Origin of the sequence: Streptomyces sp. CBMA152, assembly GCF_014596475.1 — a bacterium.
Lineage (GTDB): Bacteria > Actinomycetota > Actinomycetes > Streptomycetales > Streptomycetaceae > Streptomyces.
Genome location: NZ_MECJ01000015.1, coordinates 104,296 through 120,704, shown reverse-complemented (window position 1 = coordinate 120,704; position 16,409 = coordinate 104,296). Strand labels below are relative to the sequence as shown.

The 16,409-nt window shown below is 70.9% G+C and carries 14 protein-coding genes; all 14 read right to left on the bottom strand.

The window, feature by feature from the left end:
* Positions 1 to 231: 231 nt before the first annotated feature.
* A complete protein-coding gene (locus tag BG418_RS13875) occupies positions 232 to 1,446 on the bottom strand; it encodes a DivIVA domain-containing protein (RefSeq protein ID WP_188274129.1) in 1,215 nt (404 codons plus the stop codon).
* Between the two features lie 57 nt (positions 1,447 to 1,503).
* Positions 1,504 to 1,794 (bottom strand): YggT family protein, encoded by a 291-nt coding sequence (locus tag BG418_RS13870; protein WP_188274128.1) that lies wholly within the window; start codon positions 1,792 to 1,794, stop codon positions 1,504 to 1,506.
* Positions 1,795 to 1,864: 70 nt separating this feature from the next.
* Complete coding sequence (locus BG418_RS13865) at positions 1,865 to 2,476, bottom strand: cell division protein SepF (RefSeq protein ID WP_188274127.1); 612 nt, start codon at positions 2,474 to 2,476, stop codon at positions 1,865 to 1,867.
* Between the two features lie 142 nt (positions 2,477 to 2,618).
* The gene (locus BG418_RS13860; protein ID WP_188274126.1) at positions 2,619 to 3,341 is read right to left on the bottom strand and encodes a YggS family pyridoxal phosphate-dependent enzyme; all 723 of its coding nucleotides are present in this window, start codon (positions 3,339 to 3,341) and stop codon (positions 2,619 to 2,621) included.
* The gene (gene pgeF / locus BG418_RS13855) at positions 3,328 to 4,071 is read right to left on the bottom strand and encodes a peptidoglycan editing factor PgeF (protein ID WP_188274125.1); all 744 of its coding nucleotides are present in this window, start codon (positions 4,069 to 4,071) and stop codon (positions 3,328 to 3,330) included. The genes BG418_RS13860 and pgeF overlap by 14 nt, the downstream gene beginning before the upstream one ends.
* A gap of 17 nt (positions 4,072 to 4,088) precedes the next feature.
* Complete coding sequence (gene ftsZ, locus BG418_RS13850) at positions 4,089 to 5,282, bottom strand: cell division protein FtsZ (RefSeq protein ID WP_188274124.1); 1,194 nt, start codon at positions 5,280 to 5,282, stop codon at positions 4,089 to 4,091.
* A gap of 276 nt (positions 5,283 to 5,558) precedes the next feature.
* On the bottom strand, positions 5,559 to 6,356 hold the full coding sequence (locus BG418_RS13845) for an FtsQ-type POTRA domain-containing protein (RefSeq protein ID WP_188274123.1): 798 nt from the start codon (positions 6,354 to 6,356) through the stop codon (positions 5,559 to 5,561).
* Between the two features lie 24 nt (positions 6,357 to 6,380).
* On the bottom strand, positions 6,381 to 7,466 hold the full coding sequence (murG, locus tag BG418_RS13840; RefSeq protein ID WP_188274122.1) for an undecaprenyldiphospho-muramoylpentapeptide beta-N-acetylglucosaminyltransferase: 1,086 nt from the start codon (positions 7,464 to 7,466) through the stop codon (positions 6,381 to 6,383).
* Between the two features lie 6 nt (positions 7,467 to 7,472).
* Entirely contained in the window at positions 7,473 to 8,819 is a 1,347-nt protein-coding gene (gene ftsW / locus BG418_RS13835) for a putative lipid II flippase FtsW (RefSeq protein ID WP_188274121.1), read from the bottom strand.
* A gap of 60 nt (positions 8,820 to 8,879) precedes the next feature.
* Positions 8,880 to 10,310, bottom strand: coding sequence for a UDP-N-acetylmuramoyl-L-alanine--D-glutamate ligase (gene murD, locus BG418_RS13830; RefSeq protein WP_188274120.1), 1,431 nt, complete (start codon positions 10,308 to 10,310; stop codon positions 8,880 to 8,882).
* Positions 10,292 to 11,362 (bottom strand): phospho-N-acetylmuramoyl-pentapeptide-transferase, encoded by a 1,071-nt coding sequence (gene mraY, locus BG418_RS13825; protein ID WP_188274119.1) that lies wholly within the window; start codon positions 11,360 to 11,362, stop codon positions 10,292 to 10,294. The genes murD and mraY overlap by 19 nt, the downstream gene beginning before the upstream one ends.
* A complete protein-coding gene (murF, locus tag BG418_RS13820) occupies positions 11,359 to 12,765 on the bottom strand; it encodes a UDP-N-acetylmuramoyl-tripeptide--D-alanyl-D-alanine ligase (protein ID WP_188274118.1) in 1,407 nt (468 codons plus the stop codon). Before murF ends, mraY begins: the two co-directional genes overlap by 4 nt.
* Positions 12,766 to 12,769: 4 nt before the next feature.
* The gene (locus BG418_RS13815) at positions 12,770 to 14,461 is read right to left on the bottom strand and encodes a UDP-N-acetylmuramoyl-L-alanyl-D-glutamate--2,6-diaminopimelate ligase (protein ID WP_188274117.1); all 1,692 of its coding nucleotides are present in this window, start codon (positions 14,459 to 14,461) and stop codon (positions 12,770 to 12,772) included.
* A 14-nt stretch (positions 14,462 to 14,475) separates the two neighbouring features.
* Entirely contained in the window at positions 14,476 to 16,407 is a 1,932-nt protein-coding gene (locus tag BG418_RS13810) for a penicillin-binding protein 2 (protein WP_188274116.1), read from the bottom strand.
* Between the last annotated feature and the right edge of the window lie 2 nt (positions 16,408 to 16,409).

Below are 16,409 nucleotides of genomic sequence, written 5' to 3'. Positions count from 1 at the left end.
CTCGACTGCAGGCCGGTGGGGGCTTGTCGCGCAGTTCCCCGCGCCCCTAGGTATTCAGGGGCGCGGGGAACTGCGCGAGCAACCCAGCACGATCCGCACCCGACCAGATCCCTCGGAGAGTTTCGGGAAGGGGTGGGGTGGGGGCGCAAAAGGGCCGGGCCCCCGGAGAAATCCGGGGGCCCGGCCCTTAGCCTGCCGACGGCTACGCGCGCGTCACGCGCGTACCGCCCGTCAGTTGTCGTCCTCGTCGATGAGGAAGCCGCGCATCGGGGACGGAGCCTGCTGCATCGGCGACGGGCCCTGCGGCCGCACCGGCGCCATCGGCTGCGTCATCGCGGGCGACATCTGCTGCTGCCCGCCGTACGACGGCGCGCCGCCCATCGACGGCTGGCCGCCCATGGTGTGGCCCATCGAGCCCGCACCGGCCGACGCCATCGACCCGCTCATCTGCGGGGCCGGCGGCAGCGACGCGGTCGCCGGGGTACGCGGCGGAGCCAGCGAGTCGTCCGCCTGGGTCTCCAGCTGACGCAGCTGCGACTCCAGGTAGGACTTCAGGCGCGTACGGTACTCGCGCTCGAAGCCGCGCAGGTCCTCGACCTTGCGCTCAAGCGTGGCGCGGGCGGACTCCAGGGAGCCCATCGCGACGCGGTGCTTCTCCTGCGCGTCCCGCTCCAGCGCGTCCGCCTTGGCGCGGGCGTCCCGCTCCAGGCCCTCGGCACGCGACCGGGCCTCGCCGACGATCTTGTTGGCCTCGGAGCGGGCCTCGGCGATCGCCTGGTCGGCGGTCTGCTGGGCCAGCGAGAGGACACGGGCGGCGCTGTCGCCGCCGGGGCCCTGGCCGGGCTGGGACATCTGCGGGCCGTGACCGCCCATGGGGCCGCCCATCGGCTGGCCCATGGGGCCCTGGCCGAGCTGGTTCTGGCCCATCTGGTTCTGGCCCATCGGACCCTGACCCATGGGGCCCTGGCCCATCGGACCCTGGCCGAGCTGGTTCTGGCCCATCTGGTTCTGGCCCATCGGACCCTGGCCCATGGGGCCCTGACCCAGCTGGTTCTGGCCCATGGGGCCCTGGCCGTGCTGGCCCTGCGGGCCGTGGCCACCGGGGCCGGCCGGCAGCTGCGGGGCGCCGCTCGGCAGCTGGGGCGGGCCCATCTGCGGCTGCTGCTGCACCTGCGGCGGTCCGGATATGGCGGCGGGCACGGGAGCGCCCGGGCCTCGCTGGTCCTGCGGCTCCGGCTTGCGCATGCCCTGCTGCTGCTGGTTCTGCGCGGCGGCACGCGTCGCGGCGGCCAGCTTGGCGCGCAGGTCCTCGTTCTCGCGAAGCAGGCGGGTCAGTTCGGCTTCGACCTCGTCCAGGAAGGCATCGACCTCGTCCTCGTCATAGCCTTCTCGGAGGCGGACGGTCGTGAACTGCTTGTTCCGCACGTCCTCAGGGGTCAGCGGCATCTCTTCTTCACCTCTACGTAGTCGTCGGCAGTCGGCAGGAACCCGTATCGCTCACATCTATCTCCCCACGCTGGTGACGATGGAGATCAGGATGTAGACGATGATCATCAGAACGAAGAAGGACAGGTCGAGTGCCACGCCCCCGAGACGCAGCGGCGGAATGAACCGCCGCAGAAGCTTGAGCGGTGGATCGGTGACAGTGTAGGTGGCCTCAAGAACGACCACCATCGCCTTGCCGGGTTGCCATGAGCGGGCGAACTGCAGGACGTAGTCCATGACGAGCCGGAAGATCAGCACGATGAGGAAGCACATCAGCGCGATGTAGACCACCTGTAGTGCGACGCCCATCTCGCGCTTCCCTCTCCCCTTGCACTCAATGCCCCGGCCCCTTGGCCGGTTCGTTCCCGGTGTCGTGTTCTCAGCTCTGGTTGAAGAAACCGCCCTCTGCGATACGGGCCTTGTCCTCCGCCGTGACATCGACGTTAGCAGGCGACAACAGGAACACCTTCTGCGTCACCCGTTCAATGCTGCCGTGCAAACCAAACACGAGTCCGGCGGCAAAGTCGACAAGTCGCTTCGCATCCGTGTCGTCCATCTCGGTGAGATTCATGATCACAGGCGTGCCCTCGCGGAAGTGTTCCCCGATGGTACGGGCCTCGTTGTAGGTCCGCGGGTGCAGCGTGGTGATGCGGTACGGCTCTCGCTCGGACACGACCTTGGGCATGATCACCGGTGCGTTCTTCTCCAGGCTCGGACGTTCAGGTGTGATGGACGCCACGGGGGCGATTCGCGCCGGACGCCCTGATTCCGCAGGCAGCGCGGCCGCGTGGACCAGCGGCTCGCGCTGCGCGGGGGGTTGTGCGACTCGTACCGGTTCGTCCCGTTCGACCTGATGCGGAGGCTGATGCCGCCGACGGTCGGGCTCCGGCTCGGGTTCGAACTCGTCATCGGGGTCGAACCCCGGGCCGTCGTACCCGTCGTCCTCCACGAGACCGAGGTAGACCGCCATCTTGCGCATCGCGCCGGCCATTCTCCGATTCCTCCGCTCTGTGGTGGATCGCCCTTGTAGCCATATGTCGCAGTGTCACCAAGTGCCCACGATCCACTAGGTCTGCCCACCGAAGAGTGGGAATGACCATATTTTCTGCTGTGGTCCGACTTGCTTCGCGACGTTACCCGAGCCTGGGTCGGACTCCGAGTACCGCCGTACCGACGCGTACATGTGTCGCTCCGGCCGCAACAGCCTCTTCGAGGTCCGCACTCATCCCTGCTGACACCATGTTCGCAGCCGGATGAGCGCGGCGCAGGTCAGTCGACAAATCCATCAGCCGCCCGAACGCGGCCCGTTGCCTGTCCGCGTACTCGCCCGCCAGCGGCGCCACGGTCATCAGGCCGTCCAGGCGCAGACCGGGCGCGTCCGCCACAAGTCGGGCCAACTCCTCGATTCCGTCCGGCGCGACGCCCCCGCGGTCGCCCCGCGCGCCCGACTCCGCGTCCAGCGCGACCTGGATCAGACACCCCACCTCCCGCCCCGCCTTCACGGCGGCGGCGGAGAGGGCGGTGACCAGCCGGTCCCGGTCGACGGACTGCACCACATCCGCGTAACCCACCACGGAACGGACCTTGTTCGTCTGGAGCTGCCCCACGAAGTGCCAGCGCAGTCCGTCGAGGTCGGCGCAGGCGGCGGCCTTGGGGGCCGCGTCCTGGTCCCGGTTCTCGGCGACCTGACGGACGCCCAGTTCATGGAGGAGTCGTACGTCGTCGGCGGGGTAGGTCTTGGTGACCACGATGAGCGTCACCTCGTCCCGCTTGCGCCCGGCGGCCGCGCAGGCAGAGGCGATACGTTCCTCCACCTGGGCCAGATTCGCGGCGAGTTCCGCCTTACGGTCCGTCATGCCCGCTTCCTTCCCCCTCGGCGTCCAGCCAGACGTACCCGGCGAGCCGACCGGTGGTGCGGTCGCGGCGGTACGAGTAGTGGTCGCGCGATTCCAGGGTGCACACCGTCGAGGCCTGCCGGTCGCTCACGCCGAGCGCCGCGAGCTGGGCGTGCACCCCGGCCGTGACGTCCACCGCGGGCGTTCCCCAGCTGGTCTCGGACCGGGCGGCCGGTTCGGCCAGGGCGACCTCGTCCCGCATGGCGGCCGGGACTTCGTAGCACCGCCCGCACACCGCGGGCCCGGTCCGCGCGGTGATCCGGGACGGCTCGGCGCCGAGCGAGATCATCGCCCGTACCGCCGCGGGCACCACGCCCGCGACCATCCCGGGCCGTCCCGCGTGCGCGGCGGCCACCACCCCCGCGACCGGGTCGGCGAGCAGAACGGGTGTGCAGTCGGCGGTCAGGACCGCGAGGGCGAGCCCACGACGGGCCGTCACCACCGCGTCCACCGACGGAATCTCAACGTCCGCACCCCACGGCCCGTCCACCACGGCGACGTCCGGCCCGTGCACCTGGTTCATCCAGACCACCAGGCCGGGGTCGAGCCCCAGCGACTCGGCGGCGAGCTCGCGGTTGGCGCGCACGGACGCGGGGTCGTCGCCGACCGCCCCGCCGAGGTTGAGCTCCTCGTACGGAGCGGCGCTCACCCCGCCCCACCGGTCGGTGAAGGCGAAGTGCGCGCCGCTCACGAGGGAGTGCTGCCCTATCACTTCAAGAAGTCCGGGACATCCAGCTCTTCGGCCTGGCTGTCCTGGTACGGGCGGGCCGTCGGCACGTGCGGCGGGTTGGCCTCGGCGACCGGGGCGGGGTCGACCGGCGCGGGCGCCGGGGTGTCCTCGCGGGAGCTCACCGAGCCGAGTCCGCCGAGCGGGCGCTCGGTGGCGCGCACGGGCGTGGGCTCCTCGCGCTTGGCGCCGGCGCTGCCCAGGACGTTGTCCCGGCGGGCCGGCGGCTGTCCGCCGTCGAACCCGGCCGCGATGACCGTGACCCGGACCTCGTCGCCGAGCGCGTCGTCGATGACCGCGCCGAAGATGATGTTCGCCTCGGGGTGGGCGGCCTCGCTGACCAGCTGGGCGGCCTCGTTGATCTCGAACAGACCGAGGTCCGAGCCACCGGAGATGGAGAGCAGCACGCCGCGGGCGCCGTCGATGGACGCCTCCAGGAGCGGCGAGGAGATCGCCATCTCGGCGGCGGCCACCGCGCGGTCGTCGCCGCGCGCCGAGCCGATGCCCATGAGCGCCGAACCGGCCTCGGACATGACCGACTTGACGTCGGCGAAGTCGAGGTTGATCAGGCCCGGGGTGGTGATCAGGTCGGTGATGCCCTGGACGCCGGAGAGCAGCACCTGGTCGGCCGACTTGAACGCGTCGAGCACCGAGACCTGGCGGTCCGAGATGGACAGCAGCCGGTCGTTGGGGATGACGATGAGGGTGTCGACCTCTTCACGGAGCTCGGCGATGCCGTCCTCCGCCTGGTTGGCGCGACGGCGGCCCTCGAAGGTGAACGGCCGGGTGACCACACCGATCGTGAGGGCGCCGAGCGAGCGTGCGATGTTGGCGACGACGGGCGCGCCGCCGGTGCCGGTGCCACCGCCTTCGCCCGCGGTGACGAAGACCATGTCGGCCCCCTTGAGGACCTCCTCGATCTCCTCGCGGTGGTCCTCTGCCGCCTTGCGCCCGACTGCCGGGTTGGCTCCGGCCCCGAGGCCGCGGGTGAGTTCACGGCCGACGTCGAGCTTGACGTCGGCGTCGCTCATCAACAGAGCTTGTGCGTCGGTGTTGATCGCGATGAACTCGACGCCCTTGAGACCGACCTCGATCATTCGGTTGATGGCATTGACACCACCGCCGCCGACACCGATGACCTTGATGACTGCGAGGTAGTTCTGCGGTGCTGCCACGTCGAAGGCCTCTCGCCTCGAGTTACGGGTCGTCACGTGCGGTTGCCGCACGGCGACGACGACTGCCGATGTGGGACGGTCCGAACGCCGACCCGAACCCTAACGTTGAAGTTTAGGGTTACCAATGTGTCTGTTCCCTGGACTCTTCCGAACAGGACACTAAGTCGACAAGTGGCGCACGTTCAACGAACACGCCGAACCTCCCGTTTTTCTTTTCACCCTATGTGATCACCCGTAGCGATGACCAACCAGGGTGCTGGCCAGCGCGGATGTGCGTCAACTGCCCGATACCGCAGGGGCGGTGGGCGCACTCACATCGAAGTACCGCGCCCTGGCTGCCGCTTTCATGAGGGCGACCAGGGTACGGGCCTTGAGTTCACCGTCCTCGTCACTGCCCCACAGGACGGTACGCCCGCGGCTCAACTCCAGGGAGACGGCGTCGTACGACGTGACTCGTACCAGCCGGGTGTCCTTGGCCACCGGCGCCGGGAGTTCGCCCGTGACCTTCACCGCCTCGCGCAGCAGCGCGTCGACCGGAAACCGCCGCAGGCTGGGCGAGTTGTCCGGGTTCAGTTCGAGCAGCGGTACGCCCGCGGGCGCCTTGGCGACCGTGGCGAACCGCACACCCTTGGCGTCCACTTCGACGAACTTCGCGCCTTTTCGCATGAGGAGTACGGGCTTTCGCTCGGTCACCTCAAGCGTGATGCCGTGCGGCCAGGAACGGCCGACGTCCACCGAGTCGATCCGCGGCAGCGCGTGCAGCAGCCGCGCCTCGATCGCCCCCGTGTCGACCGAGACCAGCGGCGAGCCGACGGGCACCTTCGCGGCCGCCTCGACCTCGGCGGTGCTCAACACCTCGGTCCCGGTGGTTTTCACCCGCTCGACCCGCAGCCACGTGGAGCCGTACAGCACCCAGGTGGCGGCGGCGCCGAGCACCACGACGGCGGCCAGGATCAGCAGCGCCCGGGGCCGCAGCGGCAGCCGAAGGCGTCCGCGGCCCGGCCGGCGGGGGCCGGACGGGCCGGACTTCCTCGCCTGCCCCGCCCCGCGTCGAGCGGTCGCCTGTCCGGCCACGGTCCCCTGCCTTCTGCCGCTCCGTCAGCGCGCGGCGATCGCCTCGTACACCATGCCGACGAGCAGGTCGTCGGCGTCGCGGCGGCCGAACTCGCTGGCCGCGCGCGACATCTCGTAGAGCCGGTGCGGGTCGGCGAGCACGGGCAGGACCTGGCCCTGCACCCACTCGGGGGTGAGCTCGGCGTCGTCGACCAGCAGACCGCCGCCCGCCTTCACCACCGGCTGGGCGTTGAGCCGCTGTTCGCCGTTGCCGATCGGCAGCGGTACATAGGCGGCGGGCAGCCCGACGGCGGAGAGTTCGGCGACGGTCATCGCGCCCGCGCGGCAGAGCATCATGTCGGCCGCGGCGTACGCGAGATCCATCCGGTCCACGTACGGTACCGGGATGTACGGCGGCATTCCGGGCATGTTGTCGGCGCGCGGCAGCTCGTTCTTCGGGCCGACCGCGTGCAGGATCTGGATGCCGGAGCGCTGGAGCACCGGCGCGACCTGCTGGATCACCTCGTTGAGGCGGCGGGCGCCCTGCGAGCCGCCGGAGACGAGCAGCGTCGGCAGGTTGGGGTCGAGCCCGAACGCGGCGCGCGCCTCGGGGCGGACCCGGGCGCGGTCGAGGGTGGCGATGGAGTGCCGCAGCGGGATGCCGATGTAGCGCGCGCCCCGCAGCTTGCTGTCGGGCGTGGCGACGGCGACCCCGGCCGCGTACCGCGAGCCGATCTTGTTGGCCAGGCCCGGGCGGGCGTTGGCCTCGTGGACCACGATCGGCACCCCGAGGCGCTTGGCCGCGAGGTAGCCGGGCAGGGCGACATAGCCGCCGAAGCCGACGACGCAGTCCGCCTTGGTGCGCTCCAGGATCTGCTCGGCGGCCTTGATGGTGCCGCGCAGCCGCCCCGGGACGGTGATCAGTTCGGGGGTGGGCCTGCGGGGCAGCGGGACGGCCGGGATGAGCGCGAGTTCATAGCCCCGCTCGGGGACCAGCCGCGTCTCCAGGCCTTTCTCCGTGCCGAGGGCCGTGATCCCCACGGTCGGGTCCTGCCTGCGCAGGGCGTCCGCGAGGGCGAGCGCGGGCTCGATGTGGCCGGCGGTCCCCCCACCGGCGAGTACGACATGCACCGAAATTCACCGCTCTCCGGACGGACGCTTCTTGACGCGCCGTCTCATCGACTTCCAACTCACCCGAGGCTGCCGCATGGCCAGCGCCGCCCGCGCCGCGGGGTCGTCCCGCGCGAACGAGATCAGCAGCCCCACGGCGAACATGGTCGGCAGCAACGCGGACCCACCGTAGGAGAACAGCGGGAGCGGGACACCGGCGATCGGCAGCAGGCCGAGCACCGCACCGATGTTGATCACGGCCTGGGCCACGATCCAGGTGGTCACACCTCCCGCGGCGTACCTCACGAAGGGGTCCTCCGTGCGTCCGGCCACGCGGATACCCGCATAGCCTAGAGCCGCGAACAGGGCGAGCACCGACAGTGTCCCCGCCAGGCCCAGTTCCTCACCGGTGATGGCGAAGATGAAGTCGGTGTGCGGTTCGGGGAGTTGACCCCATTTTTCCACACTCGCACCCAGACCGGAACCGAACCATCCGCCCGACGCCAGCGCGTAGATTCCATGGACCGCCTGCCAGCACTTGTCCTGCGGGCCGGGGTCGGTGGCGCCGATGCAGGCGAGCCGGCCCATCCGGTTGGGGCTGGTCTTGATGAACAGCACCGCGAGCGATCCGGCCACCGAGAGGACGCCCGCGAAGAGCCGGGTGGGGGCCCCGGCGAGCCAGAGCAGCCCGAAGAGGATGGCCGAGAGAATCATGGTGGTGCCCATGTCGCCGCCGAGCATGATCAGCCCGAGCAGCAGGAAGGCGACCGGGACCAGCGGCACCAGCATGTGCTTCCACTGGGTGAGCAACCGTTTGTCCTGCTTGCGGGCGAGCAGGTCGGCGCCCCACAGGACCAGCGCCAGCTTGCCGAACTCGCTGGGCTGGAGCTGGAACGGGCCGCCCAGATAGATCCAGTTCTGGTTGCCGTTGACCCGCATCCCTATCCCGGGGATCTGCACCACGATCATCAGGAAGACGGTCACGACGAGGATCGGGTACGCCAGCGCCCGGTGCAGCTTGGCGGGCATCCGGGCGGCCGCCGCCATCAGCGCCCCGCCGATCATCGCGGCGAGGAACTGCTTGCGGAAGAAGTACGAGGCCGGCAGCGAGAGCTCCAGGGCCTTGATCATCGAGGCCGAGTAGACCATCACCAGACCGAGCACGGTGATCAGCAGCGAACTGCCGAGGATCAGGTAGTACGCGGTCAGCGGCCGGTCCCAGGCTCGCCGGACCTGCTCGAACAGACGCCTGGGGCCGCCTCGGGGGCTGCGGCCGGAGCTGCTGCTTCCGGTTCGCTTGACCGCCGGGCGGCGCACGGAACCGACGGCACGGCTGCGCAGTACGAGCCCGGGCGGGATCGCTTCGGCCGGCATGTGTGCTGTCCCCTCCAGTCGTGCCCGGCGCCGCCGGTCCGCGGGACGGGCCCCGGCCGGCTAGGCGCGCTCGGCGGCGAGTTCGCGGACCGCTTCCGCGAACGCCTCGCCGCGCTTGTTGTAGTTGGTGAACATGTCCATCGAGGCGCAGGCCGGGGCCAGCAGGACGGTGTCCCCGGCCTTCGCGAGCCCGGCCGCCTCGCGGACCGCCGCGGACATCGCCCCAGTGTCGGTCCGGTCGAGGTCGACCACCGGTACCTCGGGGGCGTGTCGCGCCAGCGCTTCGGCGATCAGGTGCCGCTCGGCGCCGATCAGGACGACCCCGCGCAACCGCTCCGCCGCATTGCGTACCAGCTCGTCGAAGGACGCGCCCTTGGCGAGCCCGCCGGCGATCCAGACGATCGACTCGTACGCGGCCAGCGACGCCTCGGCGGCGTGCGTGTTGGTCGCCTTGGAGTCGTCGACGTACGCGACGGAGTCGATGTCCTGGACGTGCGCGATCCGGTGCGCGTCGGGCGTGAACGCCCGCAGCCCGTCCCGTACGGCCTTGGGCTCGACGCCGAAGGCACGGGCGAGGGCCGCCGCCGCGAGGGCGTTGGCGATGTTGTGGGGGGCCGGCGGATTGACGTCCGCGACCTCGGCCAGCTCCTGGGCGTTCTTCTGCCGGTTGGCGACGAAGGCGCGGTCGACCAGGATGCCGTCCACGACACCGAGCTGGGAGGGGCCAGGGGCGCCGAGGGTGAAGCCGATCGCCCGGCAGCCCTCCTCGACGTCCGCCTCGCGCACCAGCTCCTCGGTGGCGGGGTCGGCCACGTTGTAGACGCAGGCGACCGTGTTGCCCTCGTAGATCCGGCCCTTGTCGGCGGCGTACGCCTGCATGGAGCCGTGCCAGTCGAGGTGGTCCGGCGCCAGGTTGAGCACGGCGGCCGAGTGGGCGCGCAGCGAGGGCGCCCAGTGCAGCTGGTAGCTGGAGAGCTCGACGGCGAGGACGTCGTACGTCTCCTCGCCGAGCACCACGTCGATGATCGGGGTCCCGATGTTCCCGACGGCGGCGGTCCGCAGCCCCGCCGCGCGCAGGATCGAGGCGAGCATCTGGGTGGTGGTGGTCTTGCCGTTGGTGCCGGTGATCGCCAGCCACGGCGCCGCTTTCTCGCCCCGCAGCCGCCAGGCGATCTCCACGTCGCCGACCACGTCGACGCCCGCCTCGGCGGCCGCCGCGAAGAGCGGGGAGTCGGGCTTCCAGCCGGGCGAGGTGACGACCAGGTCGGTCCCCTCGGGGAGCGTGGCCGCGTCTCCCAGCCGTACGGAGATACCTTCCTCCGCCAGGTCCGCCGCGCGCTCCCGGTGCGTACCGGAGTCGCCGCCGTCCACGACCGTGACCACGGCGCCGAGACCGGCCAGGGCGCGGGCGGCGCTGATGCCGCTCACCCCGAGACCGGCGACGGTGATCCGCCTGCCCTGCCAGCTCTGGCTCACTTGTCGGCTGCCCATCCCGCGTAGAAGAGTCCCAGACCCACGATGACGCACATGCCCTGGATGATCCAGAACCGGACCACCACAAGGACTTCGGACCACCCCTTGAGTTCGAAGTGGTGCTGGAGCGGCGCCATCCGGAAGACCCGCTTACCGGTCATCTTGAAGGAGCCGACCTGGATGACCACCGACATGGTGATCATCACGAAGAGGCCGCCGAGCAGCGCTATCAGGAACTCGGTCCGCGAGCAGATCGCGAGGCCGGCGAGCGCGCCGCCGAGCGCGAGCGAGCCGGTGTCGCCCATGAAGATCTTGGCCGGTGAGGTGTTCCACCACAGGAAGCCGAAGCAGGAGCCCATCAGGGCCGAGGCGACCACCGCGAGGTCCAGCGGGTCGCGCACCTCGAAGCAGGCGTTGGGGTTGGTGAGGGTCTGCGCGTTGGCGCAGGACTCCTGGAACTGCCAGAGCCCGATGAACGTGTACGCACCGAAGACCATCACCGACGCGCCGGTGGCCAGGCCGTCCAGACCGTCCGTCAGGTTCACGCCGTTGGACATGGCGAGAATCATGAACAGCGCCCAGACCACGAACAGGACCGGGCCGATCGTCCAGCCGAAGTCCGTGATGAACGACAGCTTGGTGGAGGCCGGGGTGTTGCCGCGGTGGTCGGCGAACTGGAGCGCCAGCACCGCGAAGGTGATGCCGACGATCAGCTGACCGGCCATCTTCGCCTTGGCCCGCAGACCCAGCGAACGCTGCTTGACGATCTTGATGTAGTCGTCCAGGAAGCCGACCAGGCCCATGCCGGCGGTCAGGAAGAGCACCAACAGGCCCGAGAACGTCGGGTCCTCACTGGTGATCACCTTGGTGGCGGCGTACGCGATGAGCGTGGCCAGGATGAAGGCGATGCCACCCATGGTGGGTGTGCCCTTCTTCCCGGCGTGGCCGCGCGGGCCGTCGTCGCGGATGAACTGGCCGTAGCCCTTGCGGGCGAGCAGCTTGATGAGCAGCGGGGTGCCGACCAGGGTCAGGAAGAGACCGATGGCTCCCGCGAAGAGGATCTGCCTCATCGGGCGGCGACCTCGCCCTCGACGCCACCGTCGAGCAGCGCGAGTGCCACCCGTTCCAGGCCGATCGACCGCGATGCCTTCACCAGCACGACGTCTCCCGGGCGCAGTTCACTGCGCAGCAGGTCGACGGCCGCCTGTGCGTCGGACACGTGCACCGACTCCTCACCCCACGAACCCTCGTTATATGCGCCCAGTTGCAGCCAGGACGCTTCCCGGTCCCCGACTGCCACGAGCTTGCTGACGTTGAGCCGGACGGCGAGCCGTCCGACCGCGTCGTGCTCGGCGAGCGATTCGTCGCCGAGCTCGGCCATCGGACCGAGCACCGCCCACGTCCGTCGCCCCTTGCCCATGGCCGCGAGCGCGCGCAGAGCGGCTCGCATGGACTCGGGGTTCGCGTTGTAGGCGTCGTTGACGACTGTCACTCCGTCCGGACGCTCGGTGACCTCCATACGCCAGCGGGAGAGGGTGCCCGCCTCGGAGAGCGCGAGGGCGATCTCGTCCACAGGCATGCCCAGCTCATGGGCGACGGCGGCCGCGGCGAGCGCGTTCGACACGTGGTGCTCACCGTACAGGCGCAAGGTCACGTCACTGCACCCGGAGGGTGTGTGAAGCCTGAAGGAGGGCTGTCCGGCGTCTGTGAGCCGGACATTCTCGGCGCGTACGTCCGCGTCCTCGGCCTCGCCGAACAGCAGGACGCGCGCCGTGGTGCGGGGCGCCATGGCCCGTACGAGCGGATCGTCCGCGTTGAGCACCGCGCAGCCGTCGGCCGGCAGCACCTCGACCAGCTCGCCCTTGGCCTCGGCGATCTGCTCGCGGCCGCCGAACTCGCCGATGTGGGCGGTCCCGACGTTGAGGACGAGGCCGATACGCGGCGGGGTCAGCCCGGTGAGGTAGCGGATGTGGCCGATTCCGCGCGCACCCATCTCCAGGACCAGGTGCCGGGTCTCGGAGGTGGCGGTGAGCGCGGTCAGCGGCAGGCCGATCTCGTTGTTGAGCGAGCCCGGCGTGAAGACCGTCGGCGCGTGCCGCTGGAGCACCTGGGCGATCAGGTCCTTGGTGGACGTCTTGCCGGACGAGCCGGTGAGCGCGACCACGTCGGTGCCCAGGCGGCGTACGACCTCGCGGGCCAGCGCGCCGAGGGCGCCCTGGACGTCGTCGACCACGATCGCGGGCACACCGACGGGACGGGCGGCCAGCACGGCCACCGCGCCCGCCTCGTACGCCACGCGCGCGTAGTCGTGGCCGTCGACGTGCTCGCCCGCGAAGGCGGCGAAGAGGGAGCCGGGCGCCACCTGGCGGGAGTCGATGACGACGGAACCCGTGACCTGGACGGACGGATCCGGTATGTCGCACGACTGCCCGCCGACGATGGCGGCGATCTCGGCGAGGGAGAGGGCGATCACTGCTTCATCCCTGACTGTTCTTGGCGGTGTTCGATCGGCGTTCTTCGATCGCGGCCCGGAGCACCAGGCGGTCGTCGAAGGGGCGGACCACTCCGGCGGTGTCCTGGCCCTGTTCATGGCCCTTGCCCGCGACCAGGACGGTGTCGCCCGGCTCGGCGCGGGCCACGGCCGCGGCGATGGCCGCGGCCCGGTCGGCCTCGACCACGACGTCGCCGCGCTCGTGCGCGGGCACCTCGGCGGCGCCCGCGAGCATGGCGGCGAGGATCGCGAGCGGGTCCTCGGAGCGGGGGTTGTCGGAGGTCAGTACGGCGGTGTCGGCGAGCCGTGCGGCGGCCGCGCCCATCGGGCCGCGCTTGGTCTGGTCGCGGTCGCCGCCGCAGCCGAGCACGATGTGCAGCTTGCCCCGGGTGACCTTGCGCAGTGAGCGCAGAACCGATTCGACGGCGTCCGTCTTGTGCGCGTAGTCGACGACGGCCAGGAACTCCTGGCCCGCGTCCACCCGCTCCAGGCGGCCGGGCACGCCGGGCACGGCGGCCACGCCGTCGGCGGCGGTCTGCGGGTCGATGCCGGCGATGGCCAGCGTGACGATCGCGGCGAGGGTGTTGGCGACGTTGAAGGGGCCGGGCAGCGGGGCGGTGGCCGAGATGCGCTCGCCCTTGGGGCCGACGGCCGTGAAGGTGGAGCTGTCCTGGCGTACGTCCACGTCCTCGGCGCGCCAGTCGGCGTCCGGGTGGCCCTCGGCCGAGAAGGTGGTGACCGGGATGCCGGACTCGACCACCAGCTTGCGGCCGTACTCGTCGTCGAAGTTCACCACGCCGAGCCGGGCGCGCTGCGGTGTGAACAGCTGCGCCTTGGCCCGGAAGTAGTCCTCCATGTCGGAGTGGAACTCCATGTGCTCCGGGCTCAGGTTGTTGAAAACGGCGACGTCGAAGACGCAGCCGTCGACCCGGCCGAGCACCAGGGCGTGGCTGGAGACCTCCATGGCGACCGACTCGACCCCGCGCTCGCGCATCACCGCGAACAGGGCCTGCAGATCGGTGGCTTCGGGGGTGGTGCGCTCGGACTTGATGCGCTCGTCGCCGATGCGGGTCTCGACGGTGCCGATCAGGCCCGTCCGGTGCCCGGCGCCGCGCAGCCCGCCCTCGACGAGGTACGCGGTGGTGGTCTTGCCCGAGGTCCCGGTGATGCCCAGCTGGAGCAGGTCGCGGCCGGGGTACCCGTAGATCTCGGCGGCCAGCTGGCCCATCACGGCGCGCGGGTCCGCGGTGACCAGCACCGGCAGGCCCGTGGCGGCGGCGCGGTCGGCGCCCGCCGGGTCGGTGAGGACGGCACTGGCTCCGAGGCCCGCGGCCTGGGCGGCGAAGTCGGCGCCGTGGAAGCGGGCGCCGGGCAGTGCGGCGTAGAGATCGCCGGGGCGGACCGCGCGGGAGTCGTGGGTGATGCCACTGACCTCGCCCGGTCCTGGGTTCCCGGCGCCCAGCCGGTCGGCCAGCTCGCCCAGGGATGTCGGGCGGACCTGGTCCGGGCGGGGCGCTCCCGGCTGCTGCGCGGGGGTCTCCTGCGGGGCGGTTCGGTACTGATCAGCGTGTGGCACGGCGGTGAGCGTACCGGGCGTACCCGCCGGGTCGCCAAAAGAGGGGGGCGGGGCGTGGTGGTTGCGGTCCTGGTTCCCGGGACCGGGGGTGATGGTTGTCACTGATGGTTCCGGATTCAGTCGTTGGCGCCGAAGCTGACGGGCAGATTGGGGGCCGGGGCGCCGGTCGGCGGGACCTGGAGGGTCTTGAGCGCGAACTCCATCACCTGCTTGTAGATGGGGCCGCAGATCTGGCCGCCGAAGTAGCTGCCCTTGGTGGGGTTCTGGATGGCGCAGTAGACGGTGACGGCGGGCTTGTCGGCGGGGGCGAACCCGGCGAAGGACGCGGTGTAGCCGTGGTAGCGGCCGGTCTTGGGGTCGACCCGGTTGGCCGTGCCGGTCTTGCCCGCGACCAGGTACCCGGGGATGCGGGCCTTGACTCCGGTCCCCTCCTCGTCGCCGACGACCGACTCCAGCATCTGCGCCAGGGTCTTGGCGGTCTTCTCACTGACCACCCGCGTCTGCTTGGGCGCGGGCGCCGGGGCGAACCGGCCGTCGGGGCCCTTGGTGCCCCGTACGAGCGTCGGCTCGATCCGCACCCCGCCGTTGGCGATCGTCGAGTAGACGGAGGCCGCCTGCATGGCGTTGAGCGAGAGGCCCTGGCCGAAGCGGACCGTGTACTGCTGGGAGGTCGACCACTTCTGCGGCGGGGCGAGGATGCCGGGGGTCTCGCCGGGGTAGCCGAGGCCGCTCGGCGAGCCGATGCCGAACTTGCGCAGATACGAGTAGAGGACCTGGTCGGCCTCGGCGTCGGTCTTGCCCAGCTGCTCGACCGCCAGGATCGTCCCGATGTTGCTGGACTTGGCCAGGACGCCGTTGAGCGTCAGGTTCCAGGTGGCGTGGTCGATGTCGTCCTTGAAGAGCCGGTCGCCCCGGTGCAGCCGGTTGGGCACGGTGACATGGGTCAGCGGTGTCGCCGCGTTCTCCTCCAGGACCGCCGCCATGGACATGACCTTGGCGGTGGAGCCGGGCTCGTACGCGTCCTGGACGGCGGCGTTGCCCATCGCGGCCCTGTTGGCCTGCGAGAGGTCGTTGGGGTCGAAGCCGGGGGCGTTGGCCATGGCCAGCACCTCGCCGGTGTCGGTGCGCTGGACCACCACATAGCCGCGGTCGGCCCGCGACTTGCGGACCTGGTCGGTGATGGCCTTCTGGGCCATCCACTGGATGTCCCGGTCGATGGTCAGCTCGACGCCCGAGCCGGGCACGGCCGGGGTCTCGTGGGTGCCCGCCGTGGGCACCCGGCGACCGCCGGACTGGGCGTAGGTGATCTTGCCGTCCTGGCCGGCCAGGGCCTTGTCGAGCTGGGCCTCCAGGCCGCCGCCGCCCCGGCCCTCGGCGTTGACGTAGCCCAGTATCCCGGCGGCGAGGTCGCCGTTCGGGTAGACCCGCTTGCTGCTGGACTCGTTGAAGACTCCGGAGAGCACATTGGCGCCGCGGCCGCCCTTGGCCAGGTCGGCGCGGGCCTTCTCGGCGAAGACCTTCTTCAGGTCCTTGATCTGGTTCCAGACCTGCGGGGTCTGGCGCCGGGCGAGGACCACATAGCGGCTCTTGGGCGTCTTCAGCTTCTTGGCGATCTCCTCCTGGTCCTTGCCGATCAGCGGCGAGAGCAGGGCCGCGGCCTGCTCCGGGGCGTCGTCGGCCTTGCTGGAGGCGAGGGTGAACAGCGACGGGTCGGCGGTGATGTCGTACGCGTCGACGCTGGTGGCCAGGGCGACGCCGGAGCGGTCGGTGATCTCACCGCGCTCGGCGGGCAGCGCGTAGCTGGCGTACCGGTTCTTCTCCGCCTTGGCGGAGTACGCGCTGGCGTCGACCGCCTGCACCTGGAGCAGCCGCACCACGAAGGCGGTCATGACGAGCGCGAGCAGCACGCTGACCAGGCGCAGCCGGGGCCGGGGACTGCCGAGCCTTATGCGGGTGGGGGCCTTGGGGCGGCGCGGCGCCGGGCGGGCCGCCGGACGCGGCCGCGCGGGCCCGGGCACCCGGCGGCGCGGAGGTTCCTGGGGGCTCACTG